Genomic DNA, 20929 nt, shown 5'->3' with positions numbered 1-20929 from the left:
ATTTTATATCCAATTCCTTTGTTTAAATCCCTCAGACGTATAATCATCTATAACTTCTGTTTTATGTAATATAGTTAGGATATTCTTTAACATAGGATGCTCTTTATTTAGTTTAAAGCTTGCATAAGTATCTTTAATTGCTTCCTCTATCTCTTGATCAGTCAAATTAATTGATTTTAATATTTTCCTATCAAATTCAACTTGTACATCCAAGTCAAGATATAACTCTATAAATTCTGCTAATACTTCACCTATGTTTTGTTTAAATTCTTCATTTAAATTAGACCATACATAACAAAGTAATTTAAAGAATATTCCTGAGTGACGAGTTTCATCTAATAAATGATCTTTTATTATCTTCTGAAAATATGGATGCGTTTCTTCTTTATCAGTCATAGTGACTATTTCTTTAGTTAATGTGTTTTCAGCTAAACAAACACATATGAACTCAAAAACACTATGATATTTTATATCTAACTTTTTCTTTATAGCAGAAATTGCTTTCTCTATTTCTATTGTCTGAGGTAAAGGAAGTGGGTTAATTCCTGTCTCCTCTCTAATTTGAATTATAGAGTCAAATGCTACATAAGCATGATAAGCTTCATCAACCATAATAGTATATAAATTAATTTTTTGTTCTTCATCAAAACTAACTCCTTCTATTTTATCTGATATAGCTTTCAATATAGTTTCATTAACTACTCTTGTTTCTATAGAAGCAATATCATTTGAGTACTTATATAAGGATTGAATTAATAAAAATTCAATTGCTTTCTCTCCCTTTAATATAATACTAGGGTGTATAGCCAAAGGTGCTCTTGATAATGGATAATAGTAACCTGTAGCAACTTTGTCATAAACTACCCTTGGACGGCTTCTAACTGTAGCTCTTCTTTCCCATTTCTCCTGTAATAAATTCATTATATTAAACCTCTCATTTAAAAAATTGAACATATAACAAAAAAGCAGCTAATAAAGCCGATATTCCTGCTGATATTAATATTATTGATTCATACGTTAAGGCTAGGTATCCAATAAAAAATGATGATAAAAACCACATCATCGAATATATTTGCCCTAGGACGCCCATTGCTTTACCCTGTTCTTTTTTAACTATACACTCTGAATAAATAGATGTATATCCAGTAGTAGCAAATGGCATAAATATATGAAGCACTAATGACGATATCCATATTACAGGCTTAACATTTATACTTATAAAAGCATCTATATAGACTGATACTCCTTGTATAATTAGCATGATTGCAATTATTGATATACTTGTTATAATTAATTTACTGATTTTCATATATTTAGATAATAATGGTTGTATAACTAACACATTCAATGCCAACCCGATACACATCACACTAAAGAATATTCCAATATCGCTAATATTATACCTAAATGTATAAGCTAGAAACAATGATATCGATTGTATAAAAAGTCCTATAGAAAATTGAAATAAACTATAGCTTATAGTCAGTAAGTTTAAAGATTTATTAATAAAAATATAGTTTATAGCTCTGAACAGCTCTTTAAATACCTTTCTCTCTTTTTGATTAGTTGAATATATCTCATTAAATGATATATACATAAAAATTAGATTAAAAAGAGATAAACACAAAGCTATCGCAAAAGGAATGGTTAAAGACAGTAACCCTACTAAGATTGTAGAACTACTTCCAATTATTGGACCTAACACAAATCCAGATATAAAAGCTAATATAGGCCATCTAAAATTATTCATTTTTGATTTAATACCACAACTCAAATCAGCTATTACAGCATTTGCTATTACATAAGTACCTGAACAAAACCCCATTACCAACCTAGATAATAAAAATATATATGGATCTCTTACCAATATAGCTAAACATGATAATAGGTCGCTTATACATATACCCGCCAAACCTAATATCATTATTTTTTTTCTACCATACTGATCAGATAATGATCCCAATAATGGCATACCAAAAAAACTAGCTAATGGAAATAATCCAAAAGATAAACCATAGAGCATATTACCTGATAGAAAACTATCTTCTTTAACTAGTCCATACTGAGTATTAAAAAATAATTCTGGCATTATTGGAAATATTAAACCTGCTCCTATAGCATCTACGAATATTAACAAACATAAAATAAAAAGAAGTTTTTTATTCATAAAATTTCTTAATAGTAAGTATATTTAAGGTTATTTTATAATTATTACTGGATTGATAAGTAAATTTAGAAATCACAATAAAATAAAAAAATAATAAAGTAATAATTATTAGTTTATTATTTTTTATAATCGAAATACAGAATTAAATATATTAGATTATGACAAACTCAAACCAACTCCAAACATTATCAGTCAGATTAAACTGACGTTTCTGTCCATTAGTCGAAACGGTTGCAGATTTTATTGATTTTATAGCTTTTTCAACCATTTGAGCTTTAGCTTGATCTGGCATTACATATCTAACTTTGCTTATCTGATTAGCTTTTATCATTTTTAGATATTGCACAATTATCTGCTGATAGCGATATTTACTTTTTATAGTTCGCTCAGCCTCTATAGCTATCTTTTGATTATCTTGTGTAATGATAATAGCATCTGGTCGTTTGACATTTTTACCACCAAACCATTCATCAGTTAGCCATCTACCACTGATATATTTATGGTTTTGTTTAATAGCTTGTAAATGTATCTGCTGACATAGAAATTTATGCAATAACTGACTATGTTTAAGTTTGCTTATTTCAAAACCTCTTCTATCAAGATGATTAGCTTCAGCCATACCTTGTGAAGTTATACCGACTATCTTATAGGTTTTATTAGGTTCTTCTACACTTGGTAGATTTATCTCTCTAGCAAAACCTAGTTTTTCTAGTCTTTTGATAAATCCACCAATACCTTGAGATGAAGTAATTCCAGAGACTTCTTTTAGGATTTGTCTATTGGTATACACTTCATCAGCTAAGAAATCTAAAGCTAGCATTACTCTGATTTGCCCTTGCTCAATCAGATCTTTTCTTCCTCTAGTCTCAATCATAAAGCCCCCATAATATCATTACTCTCTTCTTGAATAGGTCTAGAATTACTTGAGCTATAAGGCTCTGCTTGTATAAGAGTAGGATATTCAGTATCATTTGGATATCTAAGTACATCTGTTTGTACTAGTTTAGCTTCCCCTTGTCCAATAAAAATACCGACTTTAGCAGGTAGGTTTTCTAAAAGAGTTGAACTAAATACACTAGTCTTTTGTGAGGTTTGAATAGTTTCAGCTATTTGATCTAACTCTTTTAAGGCTTCATTTCTTTTTATATGCTGTCTTTCAACTTTGATGATTTTTTCACCAGTCATTTTACTAGCTTTAGCTGATATTTCTTCATGTGGCTGTTGGTAAATAAGCTTTAATGAGTTTATCTTAACAGCCGTCATAACTGCTTTACCATTAACATCAGAATCTATATCTTCTAGAGATTCGAAACTGGTCATATTCATTAGCATAGTACAACCTTTCTTCCTTATTTGTTCTATAGCCGATTTAACAGATTTATTTACAAATTCTGCGAACTCATCCACAAACAAAAAGACATGTTTAGAATTATTTGGATCTCTATTTTTAATTATCTGTAGAATCCTTATAAAGAAAGCTTTACATAAATAAGTTATTTCATCATCTGCTGACATTTCTGGGCATGATATATAAATAACATCTCCATCCTCAATAGCATCAGCTATTGATAGGCTATTTTGAACCTTAAACATTTCAATGTTAGCAAAGTTAAGAAATTCTTTTACAAACTGCGGTAAATTACCATTATCATCTTTTAAAGCTTCTTCGCCATACTTATCAAATACTTTTTTGTGCAAATCATACATACAGCTAACACCATCTAGCTCTTTCTCATAGTAGTTTTGTCTAGCATCTCTAGAGAATTGAGCATAATAGTTACCATCTGTATCCTTAATTTTTAAAGAAGGAAACAGCAAGTTAGTTAGCTCTTTAAACTCATACGGACTACAACCTTGTAATAGGTCTATTTGTGGTCTGTTATAGTCCTTAAAATTAATCCAGTGAAATCTTTTACCCATTTTTTCAGCGTTATGCTTTAGATTTTTCATAACATGCTCATCATTGTTAGGATCAAAAGCTATTACTGGATAACCTTTATTAATCATTTGCACCAAAAAAGACTGCGAGAATACACCTTTGCCTGACGAACTAGCTCCTACCACCGAAAAATGTGGTAATTCTCTATCAATGATTTTTCTATCATCGATATAAATTGGCTTAGCTTTATTATCTATATCTCTAGCTATAAAAGTACGATGATTTTGGAAATACTTACTTGGATCAAAGCTTTTAAGATTATCAAGCTTATAATTTAATTCATCAAGCTCATCTTTTGAGCTGGTTAATCCTTCACTCCTTTTATTACTAGAAGCTATATTAGAGATATAATCACTAAATACTGGCTCAATCTTTCTAGGATATACAGTTTTAGATAAAACTATATGAACTATTGCAACTATAGCTAGTGTCATATAGAAATATACTAAGTTAGCCCATATATAATCCTCTAGCAAAGAGTAAGCTTTTATATATGGATATTGATTTGTTAAAGTAGCAACTCTATCAAATATATTTCCGTAGAAATTCATAAAATTCATTACTTTAGAGATATAAACAGCTATTACCCAGCCAACTCCAATCAAAAAGCATGAAAAGACAAATATAAATAATGCTTTGATGCTTAATCTTAAACTTTGAACTCCAAAGGTTTGTTGCTGAGATTTAAGCATTGTATAGCCAATGTAATATGCAACGCTTAAAAATGGGAAAAATATTACCGCTCGCCAAAGCCAACCATAGTCGGAGTGAAATCCAAAGCATCCTGATACTCTCTCCAAAATTGCAAATAACCCTTGTAAGTTTTGACTGCTTGCTGATATTAAAATCGCTATAGCTGAAATTACTGGTAATAAAATCAGCATGAATGGTAATAGCTGTATATTGATACTATTTTTGTTTGTACTTTTATATGTATGTTGTTTCATTTTTTTAACTCCTAATCTGAAACGCTAGTAGATTTAGATGACCGCTGGGTTTTTACATTAGCGTTTCTAAGTATTAAATTATGCGAAGCATTACGCCTTGCCCACCGTCGGCCCGATAGGGTTGACCAACGTGTTTTGCCAGCTTCAGCGTGATGGAACTTAGACTAGCAAACTTGTTACTGTGCCCTTAGCCTGCGACAGGGTGCTTTGCTCGGCTTTAGTCCATCGTGTGAAACTCGTTGGTCAAGCGTAGCGCAGACGGTGGGCTGAGCATTCCCCAAATTGTTGGGGAAGCGGCGAAGAGTTAATCAATTATCGGCTCTGTCTAACGCCCAGCAATGCTTGTATAAGCATAAAGGGCGGACGATATTGAGAAACTCTAGCCTTTGGGGTTTATTTAATAGCTTGATAAATTAGCTTGATTATTTACTTACTTTGACAAAAGTAATAAGTCATCTAAAAACTCACCCAAAGTTAATGCTTTGCCGTTGTGTTTTATTTCTGATTTATCTAGCTATTTCGGCTCAAATACCTATTAAATGCATCTTCAAAATCTGAACGCTTATAACCTTTTTTTCGGTTATAATCTCGTCTAAGAGTAGAAGAGTAAATCTCAAATCCTGCTAGCATTTTAGCAAGAGCATTTGCATTTATAGGTTTACCATGGAGCCAACTAGCCCAAGGTCTTTCTTCCATTTGTATGAGATGTGAAATTAGTTCAGCTGTAAAAATACGCGCGTAATTTGTGACTTCAAATATTTCTGCTATATCTTCGAGTAGCTGTATTTGATTAGTCTTCTCATCTCGATTAAATGTAATGACCTTGTAAGCCTTGATACATTTATCAAGCCAATCACTATTTAAATTCTCCGCAATACAAAATAGTGGATGCCAATTATCCATAGCACGATCATTTTCAATACGCGGTAAAGATACTTTGGTAAAGCGAATATCATCTTGATGATCAGTTCCCCACTTTAAAAGTTTAGAGCGAATTTCTAAACATTGATCCTTAAAGTTTACTGGTAAACGATCTACAATTTCGTGGATAGTTTTTCTACGAAGTCGTACCTCAATAGATCTATCCATAACTGTCCCTTGTAATGGTTTTATAGATGCAAAAACCTTAGGTGACCATGTAGAAAATTTCTTAGAATCATAATTATCACCAACGGTTCGAATAATTACAGCTCTATTTTTTGCATGACCAGAGTTAATAATTCCTATCATGTCATCGTTCCTACCAGATACAAAAGTATCAGCTTCATCAATAAGTAAAGTTGGTTGATATTTTTCTATTAGTCGAAAAATAGCTGCTGGCGTAATGTTGCTAGTTAATAGTGACTTATTAGCTAGTGCCTCAATTAGATCAAGAGTTGAGCTTTTGCCACATCTGCGTTCTGGACTTGTAATAGACAAATTCGGAAATATTCTAAATGAATTGAATACATAGGTTCCCATTATCCATAAAGTAATAGCTGTATTACCACCTTCAGGTAAAAATACATATCTATCAAATATACTCTCAATTTGATCAGCTAGCTCAACTCCACAGACAGATCCATCAAAACAATCAATACTCTCAACAATATCATCATTTTCTTTTCTTGCTAATGTTTTGATTTTTTCTACTTGTTTAGTTACAAAAGAAGGCTTCACATTGAGTTCCTTTGCTTTCTCTTCATATATTCGCTCATACTGAAGGTCATCAAGCTTAGCTAACTCTTCAAATATAATCTGAGCATCTTTAATATTAGTTATCATATTAAGCATCGTCTCTTTGTTTAATCTTTTCATCGAGCCACTCAACTACTTCAGACTCAAGCCAAGCTACTGAGTTCTCTCCAAGCCTTATCTGTTTTGGAAACATGCCTCTAGACATATAATCGTAAATCGTAGATCGTGATAATCTTGTTAATTCTATTACAGCTCGTAATTTTATTATTTTCTTCATTTAATGGTTTTGTCACATAAGTTAGAATAATGTGTATACCGACATGTATCGATGAATTAAGGCTTGTCACGGTGTCACGCTTTTAAAGTGATAAAATTGCACTCATATATTTTTTAGAAAAATATTCCTTATCTGTAATATTTAAGGATAAATATATGAAAAATATATATAATAATACCGTACGGTAATAAATATTATCTTTCTTGAGTTTATAATATAGATTCTTACCGATAGGGAATATGATATGCAAAAAAATATATTTGATAGTAAAGACTTAGGTTTATTAATCAGGAAAGCTAGAAAAGAGCAAGGTTTAACTCAAACTGATCTTGCTGGTATTTCTGGATTAGGGACTAGATTTATAGGTGAAGTTGAAAATGGTAAAAGTACGGCTCATATTGGAAAAGTTATACAACTTGCTAGTAGTTTAGGCTTGGTAATTTCTGTTGGATGTGATTGGATGGAGGATTGATAATGTCTAACCAACTAAATGTATTTTTAAAAGACATACATATTGGATATCTAAAAAAACAAGATTCAAAACTAAGCTTTAGCTATTCAAAAGAATATTTAGATTTAGAAAATGCTCAACCTATATCCATAAGTATTCCTTTATCCGTAAACGAGTATAAGCATGATGTAGTTCACCCATTTTTTTCTGGATTATTACCTGATGAGCCTGCTAGATCAAGATTAGCAAAATATTTACATATCTCTAATAAAAATACTTTTGAGCTTCTCAAAGCTATTGGTGGCGAGTGTGCTGGCGCTATATCAGTATATGATGAACATCCATCAGTTGATAACCATACAGATAATGATTATCGTATTTTAAAGGATGATGAAGCTTATAGGCTTTTTAATGAACTTAAAGTTCGTCCTTTGCTTATTGGTGAAGATGATTTTAGAATCTCTGGGGCTGGTGCTCAAGATAAAATGATGATTGCTTTCGTAGAGAATCAAGTTGCTATTCCTTTACACAATACTCCATCTACTCATATTATTAAACCAGCAATTGATGAGCTAGATGATACTGTCTTTAATGAATTTTTTTGTATGCGATTGGCTAGTGCTATAAGGTTAAACACTTCAAAGCCAGATATTATTTGGTTAGAAAATAATCCTTTTTATATAGTAGAGAGATATGATAGAGAAGTCCCACCTGACGGAAAAATTATTAGACTTCATCAAGAAGATTTTTGTCAAGCTTTGGATATTGAACCAGATATTAAATATCAAAATGAAGGTGGGCCTTCACTTATCGACTGTTTTGAATTAATAAATACTCTTATCAAACATGGCAAGATGTCGCTAACTAATAAGATAGCTCTGTTTGATGCTAGTATTTTCAATTTTTTAATAGGAAATGGTGATGCTCATGCAAAAAACTTTTCACTATTATATAAAAATTCGAAAATAGAGCTTGCTCCTTTATATGATATTTTATCAACTATAATTTATGGTCAACCATATCAAAAGGCTAAAATGTCAATGAAGGTCAATAGTAAATATAAGTTTTGTCAAATACAGAAAAGACACTTTGTAGAGCTAGGTAAATCTATTGGTTTTAAAGAAGCATATTGTATAAAAAGAATACAAAATATGACTAGTAAAATATTACCTATTGCAAAACAACTTCAACAAGACTTAAATACTGATAATAAATACAAATCTGAAATTTATCAAAATATTATAGGGCTTATAGAAAAAACATCTAAACAAATAAGCTAATTCAATATAGTGGTATACAAAGCATGGTATACAAAAAATTTCATAAAGCTCAAAGTATTGCAAATAAAGAATTTTATCTTGTTGTTAAAATCCAGTTGCGAGTACCAGAGTTTCAATACTTCCCTATCCTATATACCTAACAATACTAGAAATTATCATCAAAATGCATATAAGGTTATAAGCATCTAAATTTTAATAAAATAATGTTACAAAAAATTACATATATAAAATATTCTAGATAACTCTGCATATTACTATCATAAAAAACTCTATTAAGAAAGTTGAAATGATCGATAGTAATAAAATGTTAGCGATTGGTTTTGCACTATCTATGACTGTGCGTTCTAAAATAAAATATTCAGCAAATATGAACAAGAATAAGCAATTATTTAATAATTTAGAATTAGAAAATCTATGTTATAAAAAATTATCTGAGAATTTTTCTGTAGAAAGAAATTTAGCAAATGGAAGTTATAAAAGCAGTGCTAAATCTGCTTTTAACACAAAAATTGGAAATTGTGGTGAATTAAGCAATGCTGTTATTTATTTAGGAGGCTTAATTAATATTAAAGATATTAAAGAGAATATTTATCTAAATAAGCTATACTTTAATTCTGATCATGCTTTAGTTTTATTACATCAGTCATCAGAATGCTATGATATAGGATTTGCTACTTTAGATAAAATTGTTAATTTAAAGAATCTTGAAGGTTTAGAAAATGCTATTTTAATAGATCCATGGATTTATTCTGCGGTTAAGGTTCAAAATGTTGATACTCTATTGGAACAAGCTAGAAATTATGCAGTGATAGATAATTACCTTGGAAGAGTAAATATTTGTAACGAAATTAAAACAACAGTTTCAATGAAGGTATATAATGCCAATAAATTTGCTAAACTAATTGATAAGTTTAATAAGTATTATCAAGATGAATTACAACAACATTGCTTAACTAATATTAGAGCTATAAGTTTAGATGATGTTAAAAACAATTTAGAGCTAAAAAATAATAAAATAAAGTTAAAATATTTAACTGGCATGAGGGATTTTTATATAGAATTACTAGCTCATTCATCTAAATATTATATATTCTTTGATTATGGTAATAGAAAGAATAATTGTATAAAAGCTGTAGTTGATTATATAAATCAATATATAAAATCAAATAATTATCCTGGAGATTATAAATTAATAAAAATATTTCAAAGAGTGCTCACAATAATCCCAATTGTAAGATCAACAGATACTCCACCAACTTATTTATCTGAAAATAATATACCTATAACAAAATCAGCAGATTTTATCATAAATCTACCAATGTATAAAAAGTTCTCTTTTGAGGATATTGATGAAATAAGCACACAACTAAGACAGATAGGAGTTGCTAAAATATTGGAAGGTGGTAATAGAGGAGCTTATAAAAAAATGTTAGAAATAATAAAGAATTGCAATCCGAACTTTAAGCTAGTGGGTTTATATACAAATAAAGATGGTTATTATAATTTAGTTCATCAGGAATTATTAGATTTAAAAATTGAAGTTTAATATTAACTAACTGTTCAAATAATGACTCCAAATTTAATAGGCTTTAGTTTTTAAACTAAATATTTTACTACTAAATAAACCAAAGGATGTATTTAAATAACTATCAATATCTAAATATTTTATATTAATTTTGCCTTGACTACCTTTAATATTATTCCTATATTTTTCTAATTCTTTTACTTGATCCTCATTTAAAAAGTATTTGTAGTGCCCTCCTACATGCCGTTTAACTCGTTTGAGCTTAAGTTTTTTTGCATAATTAAAAAGCATTTGTTTACTTAATCCAGTTTTAGTTTCTAATTCTGCGAAACTAATTAGTTTGTTTTCCATTTTCTCCCCTATCCTCTAATCAAGTAATAGTTTATTTTAATAGGCTTTTATATCTTTAAATAGTTTTGTTAGTAAACAATTAATATTTATTAATAGAAATATTTTTACAATAAGTAACAAATGTTTCTAAAATATTATTATTTTGTAATTACTTGTATCTTATTAAAATAAAAACACTGTATTTTGAATAAATAATTTATTTCCAAATGATGTAAGAGTTGTAACAAAAAGTAATTAAAATCATTTTTATATCTCAATCGAGATTATTGTCCTTACTATTTTATGATTATCAAAATTAAATATTAAATACTTAAGTATGGATAATCTTATTGAGCTTCAAACATAGCATTATATGTTTTTTCTAGATCATCATATTTTGAAATATCAATATCACTATTACAATCAACTAACATTAAAAATAAATAGATAAGTGTTTTTTCAATTGATGAGCAATTTCTCTCTAATTTATATAATGTTTCTTTAACAAAACTTTTATTAAGTCTTTCGATAGCACCACTTTGATCACCATAATAAAAAGTATTTTGCAAAATTTGTAGAACCTCTATCTCATTTTGACTAAGAGCTATTCTATTAAATCTTTCAAGTGACTTATCGCCTCTACAACCATAAATTTGAACTTCAAGATAATTATTTGATTCTTTAGCTATATCAATATTCATAATTTATCTCCATTTTTACCAAAGATATTGTTTATGGTAATTAGTGATTATTTCTAAAATATTATTATTTTGTAATTATTTGTATTCTCGCAAATATTAAAATTGCTGATCATATAGCGTACTGTATAAGTTTTAGTTATACAGTATTAGTGCATTAAATTTAAAATTAGGAATAGAAATGTATAAAGTATTTGAAATTTTTTACAAATTTTTACAAGTAAGAAATAATACCTAAAAGTTTTTAATTAATTATCTAATAAATATATAAATTAAAGGATTTTGAAAATGAATCTCTTAGAGTTACAAAAAGCTTTGGGCTATAAAGTAAGCGAAGGTGGCATGTGTTATGGTATAGCATATATGGCTATACAGGCTATTATTAGAAATCAGTTAGGTACTTATATAGAGCGTATTAATCTTTTAGATTCATTAATAAAATTTCAAGGAGGTAATGAAAAAGAAGCTATAGATAAATTAGTTAATGATATAAAACAAGCTGAACTTAAAAGAGCAGATAAACAAACTAGACAAATATTAGCCCCTCATGAAAATAAATTGTTAGATATACTAGCATGGCTTGATGGTGTTCAAATCTATCACGGACTAGATTTTAAATCTATTGGTAAGAGTAAGTACTATGTTAACTATCAAGATTATCAGAGATCTACTAATTTTTTTGGAAGTAATGACGAAGGGTATCAAAAAATATTCTTACAATCAAAGGATGTTTGTCTATTAACTAGAAAAAAAATATACGAGATTTATAATAAAATTACAAATTCTAATAAATCTATAGCTTTTTCAATAACACGACCTGGACATATTATAGCTATTGGAAAAAGTAAATCACATAATGATATATATCTAATAAATCATAACCATCACTCAATTATAAATAGCGTAGATCAAGCATTTAATCTAGTGTATAGATCTTGCTTTGAAGGAGTTATATCAGAAGATAAAGCTATTAGCATCTTAGAATTCTCCGATACTCCATCAACTAATATTAATAGCTATTTTAATTTTGATACTCTTAGTTTGACTGATAAAAACAAACAAGATTTATTATATATAGCTCTTCGAGAAGGACATACTCAGGCTGTTCAAAACTATACTAAATATATTCTAGAAAATCAAAAATATAAGTTATTAAACACAAATAATAAAGATGATTTTCCTGGATTATATGTAGCTATGCAAAATGGTCATATTGAAACAGTTAAAGCCTATATTGAAATAATTGCTCAATCACATATTAATTCGCAAGATAAGCAAAAGCTTCTACTTGCAGAAGGATGTGGTATTTCTGGATTATGTATAGCTATGCAAAATGGCCATGTTGAAACAGTTGAAGCCTACATTGAAATAATTGCTCAATCACATATTAATGCGCAAGATAAGCAAAAGCTTTTACTTGCAGAAAGATGTGGTTTTTCAGGATTATATATAGTTATGCAAAATGGTCATGCTGAAATGATTAAAGCTTATATTGAAACAATAATAAATATAAATAGTTGTTTTGGCATAGATAAGTATGAGTTAATTTCTGCTTGCACTGATATTAGCTGTACTCCTGGATTGTACTCTATTTTAGAAGAAAATGGGCATGCAAAAAGTATTGAAGCTTATATTGAAGCTATAGATAGTATTAATGATGCTTCTATAAATAAATTTAAACAACAAATATTATCAGCTGAAGATACTACTAATAGCACGCCAGGATTATTTATGGCTTTAGCAAAAGGTCATACTGATGCAGTTGAAGCTTATATTAAAGCAGTTATTAATCTAAAAGATCGATGTATAAATAAGCAAGATCTTTTAGCAGCAAAAGATAATAGTACTCCTGGATTATATATAGCTTTAGAGAATGGTCATGCAAAAGTTATTAAGGCTTATATTGAAACTATAGCAAGTACAAATTGTCAATCAATAAATAAATATGAGCTAATTGAAGCAAAATCTGAAGAAGTTTCTGGATTATACATGGCTTTAGATAATGGCCATGCTGAAGCTGTTAAATCATATATACAAACAGTTTCAAAAATAAATACTTTTAACTATGAAGAAAAAGCTAAACTATTTGCTGCTAAATCAAACTATGGAACCCCAGGCTTACAAAATCCGATAAATGCTATAATAAAATATGAGTCAAAAATAGAAGCTATATCTAACTACCTAAAAGAAGTTAAAGGAAATGATATCAGCACTGAATGTGCAAATATTATTATGAATGACTATACACGTGCAAAACAAATGAAATATATGCTATTAAAATGGGCTTCTGAATACCAGCCTTCTGTTTCTAAAAATAGAAATGACTATCCTCTACTTATTAAATTATTATCTTATAATCGATCATCTAGATTTAAAAGAGAAGTTACTACATCGATGAAAGAATTTATGAGCTACAAAAATTGGTACTAATGATCTAAGTTTTTAATTTAAAAAATTATCTATTAGGTAAACAACGAAATCTTTTACAAACTTTTACAAGTAGGAAATAATATCTAAAAATCTTTTATTTATTATTTAATAAAATAAGAAATCAAAGGATTTTTGAAATGAATATAAATATATTAAAACTACTAAAAGCTTTGGGCTATCCAATAGTTAGTGAGGGTATGTGTCTTGGTATAGCATATATGGCCATACAAGCTATTATTAGAAATAAAATAGATGACTATATTATACGCATTAATTTAATAAATGATTATATCAATAGAAATGATAATGAAAATGATGCTATAAAGGCATTAGTTAATGATATAGATGTGGCATATAATAAAAGAGCAAATATACAAACTAGACATCTGTTAACCTATGATGAAAATAAATTGTTAGATATACTAGCATGGCTTGAGGGTGTTCAAATTTATAATGGACTAACTTTTAGATATTTTGATGATCATCATAGATATTCAACGAATAATTATAAAAAACATACTGAATTTTTTAATAGTCAATTTGATAGATCTAATATAAATTTAAATTCAGATCAATATGGTAACATATTTTTGCAATCAAAAGATTCTTGTTTTTTGACTGAAGAAAAAATAACTGAGATTTTATCTAAAATTAAAAATTCTAAACAATCAATTGCCTTTTCAATATCAACTGCAGACCATACTATAGCAATTGGTAAATCTAAAAGTGTGAGAGAGATTTTTTTAATAAGTCATGATATTTTTATTAAAGTAAACGATAATAATAAATTTACAATACCGCATTTTTGCCAGTCTCAAGATAATGATTCTATAGCTGTTAGTATATTAGAATTTTCAAATAACCGTTTACAAGATCAAAAAAATAATTTTATTCAAGATATTTCAAAATTATCAGATACCCAAATAAAAAACTTAGTCTATATAGCTCTTCAAGATGACCATTCAATTGCTGTTAAAGCTTATATAAAAGCGATATTAGAAAAAAATATTAACATTAATCAAAAAATAGAATTACTTGCTGCTAAATCTTCTAGTCAATTTCCAGGTCTATTTGTTGCTTTACAAAACGGACATAGTGAAACAATTGATGCATATATACAAAGTATTATGAACTCTAATATTCCAAATGTTAATAAGGTTGAATTATTAGCTGCTAAAAACATTAACCGTACACCTGGGATATTTATTGCCTTAGAGAATGGATATCGTGAAACAATTGATGCATATATGCAAAGTATTATGAACTCTAATATTCCAAATGTTAATAAGGTTGAATTATTAGCTGCTAAAGATATTAACTATAAGCCTGGCTTGTTTGTTGCTTTACAGAATAGGCATAATCAAATAGTTGATACTTACTTGAAAATAAATCTTCCAAATCTTTCTAATCGTATTGTCTACGGTTTTTCCCAAAATATGTTAATGAAAGAGCTTTTATTAAAATGGGCTTTAGAATATAAACCTAATGAAATAAAGTATAAAGTAGAATATCCTCTTCTTATTCAAATACTATCTTATAATCGTTTTATCTTTGCAAAAAATCCTACAGAATCTATGCAAAAGCTTAATAATTATACGAATTGGAGATAGGTATGAGTGACTATTTATATATTTTGCTAATATTGATCTAATAATGACAAAATTTCAAAATCATGCTCAATTTTTTTACTACAATTATCTGCTAATAAGACAACTTTTCGAACATCATGAAAGTTATATGCTTTGTTTATACTATTTCTTTGGCTCTTATCTAGTATTAACTTATAGTAACTTGACTCCAACTTTACTAAAACTCTATTAAAATGGTTATCAGAAAACTTATGACTATATAATAATACTGCTTTAGTATAAATATATTTATCTACAAACTCCTGCTGTGCTGTATTTACTACACCAATATTGTTTAACAAATACATATATTGATCAGTTCCTGTAGTAAGTAGAGCCATATCGTGTAGTAGCCCATCACAACCTGAAAGTCTTGGGTTTATCTCAATTAATTCTATTGTGCCATCATTTTTTAGGATGATTTCAGTGTGGTCAATCGAGTTTTTAATCTCAAAACAATCCATAACTTTGCAAATATAATTTGAAATTTTTTGATACTCTAATGTAAAGGGACTAACCTGATCTACTCCAGTTACGACAACTTCTTGATAGTTACCAATATATTTTATATATTTATAAATACCAATAATATCATGTTTACCATCAATATTTACACTGTCAACTACATATTCATCTCCTTCTATGAACTCTTGAATAAGATATGAATCAAACTCTCTGTTTGATACACTATGACAGCTATTAATTAAAGATTCTGAAATATCTGCTTCTGAATTTAGGATAAGAACCCCTTCTTTACCCGAACCATATTTATTAGGTTTTATAATAACAGGGAATTTTAGATCTTTAATATATGGAATTTTTTTAGAGTAATTATCTTTTGTAAGTAGGACTTGGCGCTGATTTGATAATCCTGCCTTTCTTAAAATTTCAATAGTTTGATATTTATTTGTCCTATATTTTGATACAGCACCATTAGACTTATTTGGTAAAAAAAAAGATATTAATTTATTAGTCAGTATACTAGAATCATCTGTACCATTTAGAATAGCTTTTATATTTAAATTCTCTTTATTTATTTTATTGATTAAGAATTTTCTTAGTATGCTAAAAGATGGTTGCAGATAATATATCTCATGATAACCTAGACTTTCAATTTGTTTTAATTTTTTGTGTCTAGTATTCGTTATTATTACAACTACTTTAGCATTTGATTCTGATACTCTTTTAAAGATGTAATCACAAGAAATAAAGGGATCTATTAGAATAATAGTATTCATAATCTACAAAGTTCTGTTATTTTTTATAAAAGTTGGTAAAGTTAAGAAGATAGTGATTAAAGCTGCTAATATATAGTTTTTAAGAGTTTCTTCTTTGATATATTGATTATGGCCAAACTCAGATAAAATCAATGTCAAAAGTGGTATTGACGCACATATGATAGAGTGAATCTTTGCTCCTGATTTTTCTATTCCTTTTTGGTTAAAATATAAAGGTACTATAAATGATAAAACTATAACTACCAATAAGAAAGTCACAGTATGGGCATTAAAAAATATACTCATAAATTCTGAATAATTTTTAGGATAAAAAATAATAATAAAAGTACAGATAAGGATAATTCCATAAGATCTAACACATAATACCATTGATGTTGAGAACTGTGTTTTTAGAGAGTAGGATTTTGCTTGAATTCTATATATATATGATGAAATTCCACCAACTAATGCTATGGATATACCATATATTACACTCCTACTAGTAAACGCACCTATGTATAGATATATAGATATAATTAATATGGCAAATAAACTTACTCCCGAAATTAAAGACATCTTATTTCTATTTGTAGAATACTCTCCAACTAAAGCTATAACAGATGGAACTATAAAATAAATAACCATATAAATATACGGATCTATAATTGATAATCCAATAAATGTTGAAATCCAAAGAATTCCTGCACTTATATTTATAGCTATGCTGGCTTGGTATGTTTTTAAAAAACTTGCATATATCGTTCCAAGTTTACCAAAATTTATTAAGTGAAAAAAAAAGGTAGATGTTACAACACAAATTAATAACACTACTAATGGATCTAACTTCGTCACTAGCTGATTTATATAAATAGCTGATAGTGCTGTTGAAACACAATATATAAAAGATGGATTAAGTATCTTTTTTCTCATTTTTGACATTATCTGAATTGAATATGCGTCAGATAATACGTATCGAAAGTAACTAAGATATCTCCTATTTGTAAATAATTTGTAACTTGATAATGAAACTAATAAAAATTCCATAAAAGTAAAACCTTCTTGAAACAAGTGTTTATTACATTTTTTAACAAATGTGAAACATTATAGATAACTTTATTAGCTATCTTTAAATAAATTAAAACCTAAGGAGCTATATTACTGTGACAACTGATTTTGAAAAAAATGAGAATACCAATAAAAATTTACTAAAGAAATTATGCTTTGAAGCATCAAAGCATGTTAATTATAAGTTTTTAGGAGGAGGAACTAAAGTTACAATTGATACTGAGAACTACACAGTACCACACAATATAAGTACGATTATTAACAATATGCTTAAAGATAATAATATTAAACGAGCATCAACAGAGTTTAAAACAGAGCTATATCGGCAGTTTACATATAATATTAGACCAGGGTATAGTATTAATCGATCTGATTGGACTAGCAAACTATACTCTAATCCAATTAGAACTATTGATGAAATCAAAACTTTATATTTATCAGATAGTTTTACTGGAAACTTTACTTTCTCTCGGGATGAAAGAGTTTTTTACGCAGATCTAAATAGGTCATGGAGTATAAAAGTAATCAAAAACAGCGAAATAATACTTAACTCAGAGGAAATAAAATCTAATGGTAATAATTTTGAAGAAGATATATTGAATGCTGTCAATAATTTAATAAGTAAGCGTATTATTTCAGATGATGAGATTAATACTATATATGGAGTTAATCATGATCTTATGTTTGACATTCTTAATACTTATAAAAATAAACAATATAATAATACATCTCTTACTCCTGATTATCGATCTATAAATAGATTAAAATGCTTTCTTTTTTTTGAAGGTCCCATGAAAAGCTCATCTGTAGATGTAGTATTAAATCTTGATAACAAACTTATGGCTATAAATATTTCTACACAAAAAATTTTTGATTTTAATACAAAAGAAGCTTTAGAAACTTTAGCATTACCAAATAATAACAATAATAAAACTTTGAAAATGGTTTTTGGGAATGATTACGAAGCTACTCTTTCTAATAGCTTAAATTTCAATATACAAGCAAATATAACCTTCAATTTAAATGATTCAAAATTTACTTGTATTGCATCTTTATATTAACAATTTTTAAAACTTCTTCCTAACAGGCATTTTATTAAATATTTTTGTAAATATTGCTTTAGTGATATTTTTTAACTCTATGCATGCAAATGCTACGATAAATGAACCAAAAAATACCCCTCCTACTATACAAAATATTGGTACAGATCCTATTATCATAATATCATCTCCTTTTATTTAGTAGTTATTTTTATTCTGTCTTGGCTTCGTCTTCTATAGTATCTATTTCTTGTGCATCTTGATCTTGCTGTAAGTATCTTGATTTTGGAATTATCTTTTTATCTAAGAAAATTTCAAAATCTTTCATTAAAATTTCTTTGATCTCTTCTTTGTTAATATCATCATCACTTGCCTCAGCAGATTTAATAAATCCAACTAGTTCATCAAAAATCTTTAAGATTGGATCTGAAATTTCATCAGTCATTTTTGGCAAAATTACACCTAATTGTATTTTAAAAGAAATATCTTCCATTTTTATTCTCCTACTTGTTCTTAAATTATTTGTTTTAAACATTAGCTATTTATTAAATTTATCCATTATTTATTGGGTTTGGATATATCGTCTAAATAACTATATTCAAATAATACTCATGGAAAATAACTAAGATATTTCGGATTTGTAAAAGTTTGTAATTTTTATATTTAACTATCAATTGATTATACAAATACTAGACTAAATGTGTAAGATAAAATATTTAATAAGTATTATTTTGGGAATTATAAATTACAAAATTAGTAATAAAGGTTTTTAATAAAACTTTACTATTTTATAAATATTAGTTTAACTTATTTCCTAAATCTCTTATCCTTGCAACAAAAAACTCAAATATCTCTTTAGCCTTGTTAGTATTGATAGATCCAAGTTTACCAATTCTATTAATCTCTGCATTCATGTTGAATTCAGCATTTTCATCCATTTTATTAGCTCGTTGCTTAATACTGCTTTTTATTCGATTAAGATCATCACGATTTTCCTTATTTACGAGTTTACTTAAGATCTGCGATACTAAATCATTATTAGTTGTAGTATTACTACGATCTGATACTAGAGCTCTAATTTCATGTCCTGCACGTAAAGTAATACTATTGACACTAGTTGGTCTAAATCTTAATCTTTCTAAAATAGTTACTAACAAGTTAATATTCGAATTGTTTAATATTCTTGCTAAATCATCTATTTTAAATTTAGAAGCTTCTAATTTCATACTTTGCCATTTAGTAATAATATAATCATGATCGATTTTGCCATAATATGATCTACCATAGAAATTAAACTTACCATAATTATATATATGAAAATCATTTTCTATAAATAGACAAACACAAATTAAAAGAGATGCCAAACCTTTTGTTTGATCTTGATCACTGAGTGTCATTTTTGCAAACTCTTTAAAATTATCTAAACCTACTGAACATATACCAATTAATTGATTATTATTATCAAATACAAGTCTTGAGTCTGAAGCTCTTTCACCGATTAAAAATCTCCAAAGTTTTGAATATACTACTTCTGCTAAAGCATCGTTTTTTTCATCATCTGAAGATATATATTTAAGAAAATAAAACTTTGTCCTATCACCTGCCACTTTTTTATATCTATGAACATCATGTGCTGAAACACCTAGTTTCTCATCAAAACTACCCAAGTCTGTTATATGTAATGTTAAATCACTATTAGAATCTTCTTCAGTCCCTCCAAAAATACTACTTCTAAAAATACCGCTTCTAAGATTACAGCTACCTAAGTCGAAGAATAGTGATTGTTGCTGATTAGGTGAATTGTAAACAGAATTTATATAGTATCTTAGTGAACTCTTTGTATTATTACCACCAGCTAATAATTTTGCATCTGTATACATTTCAGCAGTTACAATTTTAAATTCCTCTTTTTTAGGATTTTGGGAATTTACATAAGCTAATTGATCAGCTAGAAATATATAGTTCTTAGTATTTAAATAAGACTTTAATAAAGCATCTAATTTCATATTGTGCCACGCTATATCGCACCAACGCCCTAAAGTTTCTGCTCTATAAATACCTTCAGCACCATGATGATGTAATAACTGCCAATTAAATATATTCGCTTTACTAGCTTTTTCTATATACACATTGATAGTATCAGTAATTATATTAATATCAATTTGATCATCCAACATATCAACTATTTCCTTTATATTTGACTCATAAGAGGAAAATATAATAAATATGTAACAAAGATATTTCTTATATGTTTTAAA

19 protein-coding genes are annotated in these 20929 nt (G+C 27.9%); 6 read left to right on the top strand and 13 right to left on the bottom strand.

Annotation, left to right across the window (positions count from 1 at the left end):
* Positions 1-3 precede the first annotated feature (3 nt).
* The 6 genes from R8535_RS03160 to R8535_RS03135 form a co-directional block, all read right to left on the bottom strand.
* The gene (locus R8535_RS03160; RefSeq protein ID WP_329496499.1) at positions 4-921 is read right to left on the bottom strand and encodes a diiron oxygenase; all 918 of its coding nucleotides are present in this window, start codon (positions 919-921) and stop codon (positions 4-6) included.
* Between the two features lie 13 nt (positions 922-934).
* Entirely contained in the window at positions 935-2167 is a 1233-nt protein-coding gene (locus R8535_RS03155; RefSeq protein ID WP_329496498.1) for an MFS transporter, read from the bottom strand.
* A 151-nt stretch (positions 2168-2318) separates the two neighbouring features.
* Positions 2319-3041 (bottom strand): TriL protein, encoded by a 723-nt coding sequence (locus tag R8535_RS03150; RefSeq protein ID WP_329496496.1) that lies wholly within the window; start codon positions 3039-3041, stop codon positions 2319-2321.
* Positions 3038-5053, bottom strand: a complete 2016-nt coding sequence (locus R8535_RS03145; RefSeq protein ID WP_329496494.1) for a type IV secretion system DNA-binding domain-containing protein — start codon at positions 5051-5053, stop codon at positions 3038-3040. Before R8535_RS03145 ends, R8535_RS03150 begins: the two co-directional genes overlap by 4 nt.
* A 510-nt stretch (positions 5054-5563) precedes the next feature.
* Positions 5564-6850 (bottom strand): DUF3631 domain-containing protein, encoded by a 1287-nt coding sequence (locus R8535_RS03140; protein ID WP_329496493.1) that lies wholly within the window; start codon positions 6848-6850, stop codon positions 5564-5566.
* Positions 6819-7007: a helix-turn-helix transcriptional regulator gene (locus tag R8535_RS03135; protein ID WP_329496491.1), complete on the bottom strand. Its 189-nt coding sequence runs from the start codon at positions 7005-7007 to the stop codon at positions 6819-6821. Before R8535_RS03135 ends, R8535_RS03140 begins: the two co-directional genes overlap by 32 nt.
* A gap of 244 nt (positions 7008-7251) precedes the next feature.
* On the opposite strand from R8535_RS03135, the gene R8535_RS03130 reads away from it, so the two are divergent.
* The 3 genes from R8535_RS03130 (at position 7252) to R8535_RS03120 (ending at position 10284) form a co-directional block, all read left to right on the top strand.
* Positions 7252-7479, top strand: a complete 228-nt coding sequence (locus R8535_RS03130; protein WP_329496489.1) for a helix-turn-helix transcriptional regulator — start codon at positions 7252-7254, stop codon at positions 7477-7479.
* Between the two features lie 2 nt (positions 7480-7481).
* Complete coding sequence (locus R8535_RS03125) at positions 7482-8738, top strand: type II toxin-antitoxin system HipA family toxin (RefSeq protein WP_329496488.1); 1257 nt, start codon at positions 7482-7484, stop codon at positions 8736-8738.
* A 286-nt stretch (positions 8739-9024) separates the two neighbouring features.
* On the top strand, positions 9025-10284 hold the full coding sequence (locus R8535_RS03120; RefSeq protein WP_329496487.1) for a hypothetical protein: 1260 nt from the start codon (positions 9025-9027) through the stop codon (positions 10282-10284).
* A gap of 33 nt (positions 10285-10317) precedes the next feature.
* Here the strand turns inward: R8535_RS03120 and R8535_RS03115 are convergent, their stop codons facing one another.
* Entirely contained in the window at positions 10318-10614 is a 297-nt protein-coding gene (locus R8535_RS03115; protein WP_329496486.1) for a hypothetical protein, read from the bottom strand.
* Between the two features lie 326 nt (positions 10615-10940).
* Positions 10941-11294 carry a hypothetical protein gene (locus R8535_RS03110; RefSeq protein WP_329496484.1) on the bottom strand — a complete coding sequence of 118 codons (354 nt, stop codon included), beginning with the start codon at positions 11292-11294 and terminating at the stop codon, positions 10941-10943.
* Between the two features lie 285 nt (positions 11295-11579).
* Here R8535_RS03110 and R8535_RS03105 point away from each other — a divergent pair, with 285 nt between their 5' ends.
* Together R8535_RS03105 and R8535_RS03100 are read left to right on the top strand one after the other, a co-directional pair.
* Positions 11580-13721 carry a hypothetical protein gene (locus R8535_RS03105; protein ID WP_329496482.1) on the top strand — a complete coding sequence of 714 codons (2142 nt, stop codon included), beginning with the start codon at positions 11580-11582 and terminating at the stop codon, positions 13719-13721.
* A 137-nt stretch (positions 13722-13858) separates the two neighbouring features.
* Positions 13859-15331: an ankyrin repeat domain-containing protein gene (locus tag R8535_RS03100; RefSeq protein ID WP_329496480.1), complete on the top strand. Its 1473-nt coding sequence runs from the start codon at positions 13859-13861 to the stop codon at positions 15329-15331.
* Between the two features lie 26 nt (positions 15332-15357).
* On the opposite strand, the gene R8535_RS03095 is transcribed toward R8535_RS03100, so the two are convergent.
* The gene (locus R8535_RS03095) at positions 15358-16587 is read right to left on the bottom strand and encodes an ATP-grasp domain-containing protein (RefSeq protein ID WP_329496479.1); all 1230 of its coding nucleotides are present in this window, start codon (positions 16585-16587) and stop codon (positions 15358-15360) included.
* A 3-nt stretch (positions 16588-16590) separates the two neighbouring features.
* Complete coding sequence (locus R8535_RS03090; RefSeq protein WP_329496477.1) at positions 16591-17496, bottom strand: hypothetical protein; 906 nt, start codon at positions 17494-17496, stop codon at positions 16591-16593.
* A gap of 230 nt (positions 17497-17726) precedes the next feature.
* On the opposite strand from R8535_RS03090, the gene R8535_RS03085 reads away from it, so the two are divergent.
* Entirely contained in the window at positions 17727-18692 is a 966-nt protein-coding gene (locus R8535_RS03085) for a hypothetical protein (protein ID WP_329496476.1), read from the top strand.
* A 6-nt stretch (positions 18693-18698) separates the two neighbouring features.
* On the opposite strand, the gene R8535_RS03080 is transcribed toward R8535_RS03085, so the two are convergent.
* From R8535_RS03080 to R8535_RS03070, 3 genes are all read right to left on the bottom strand, one after another.
* Positions 18699-18851 (bottom strand): hypothetical protein, encoded by a 153-nt coding sequence (locus R8535_RS03080; protein WP_329496474.1) that lies wholly within the window; start codon positions 18849-18851, stop codon positions 18699-18701.
* A gap of 31 nt (positions 18852-18882) precedes the next feature.
* On the bottom strand, positions 18883-19164 hold the full coding sequence (locus R8535_RS03075; protein WP_329496472.1) for a hypothetical protein: 282 nt from the start codon (positions 19162-19164) through the stop codon (positions 18883-18885).
* Between the two features lie 304 nt (positions 19165-19468).
* Positions 19469-20848, bottom strand: a complete 1380-nt coding sequence (locus R8535_RS03070; protein WP_329496470.1) for a hypothetical protein — start codon at positions 20846-20848, stop codon at positions 19469-19471.
* Between the last annotated feature and the right edge of the window lie 81 nt (positions 20849-20929).

Origin of the sequence: Francisella sp. 19S2-4, assembly GCF_036281795.1 — a bacterium.
Lineage (GTDB): Bacteria > Pseudomonadota > Gammaproteobacteria > Francisellales > Francisellaceae > Francisella.
This window is presented reverse-complemented; position numbering and strand designations above follow the sequence as displayed.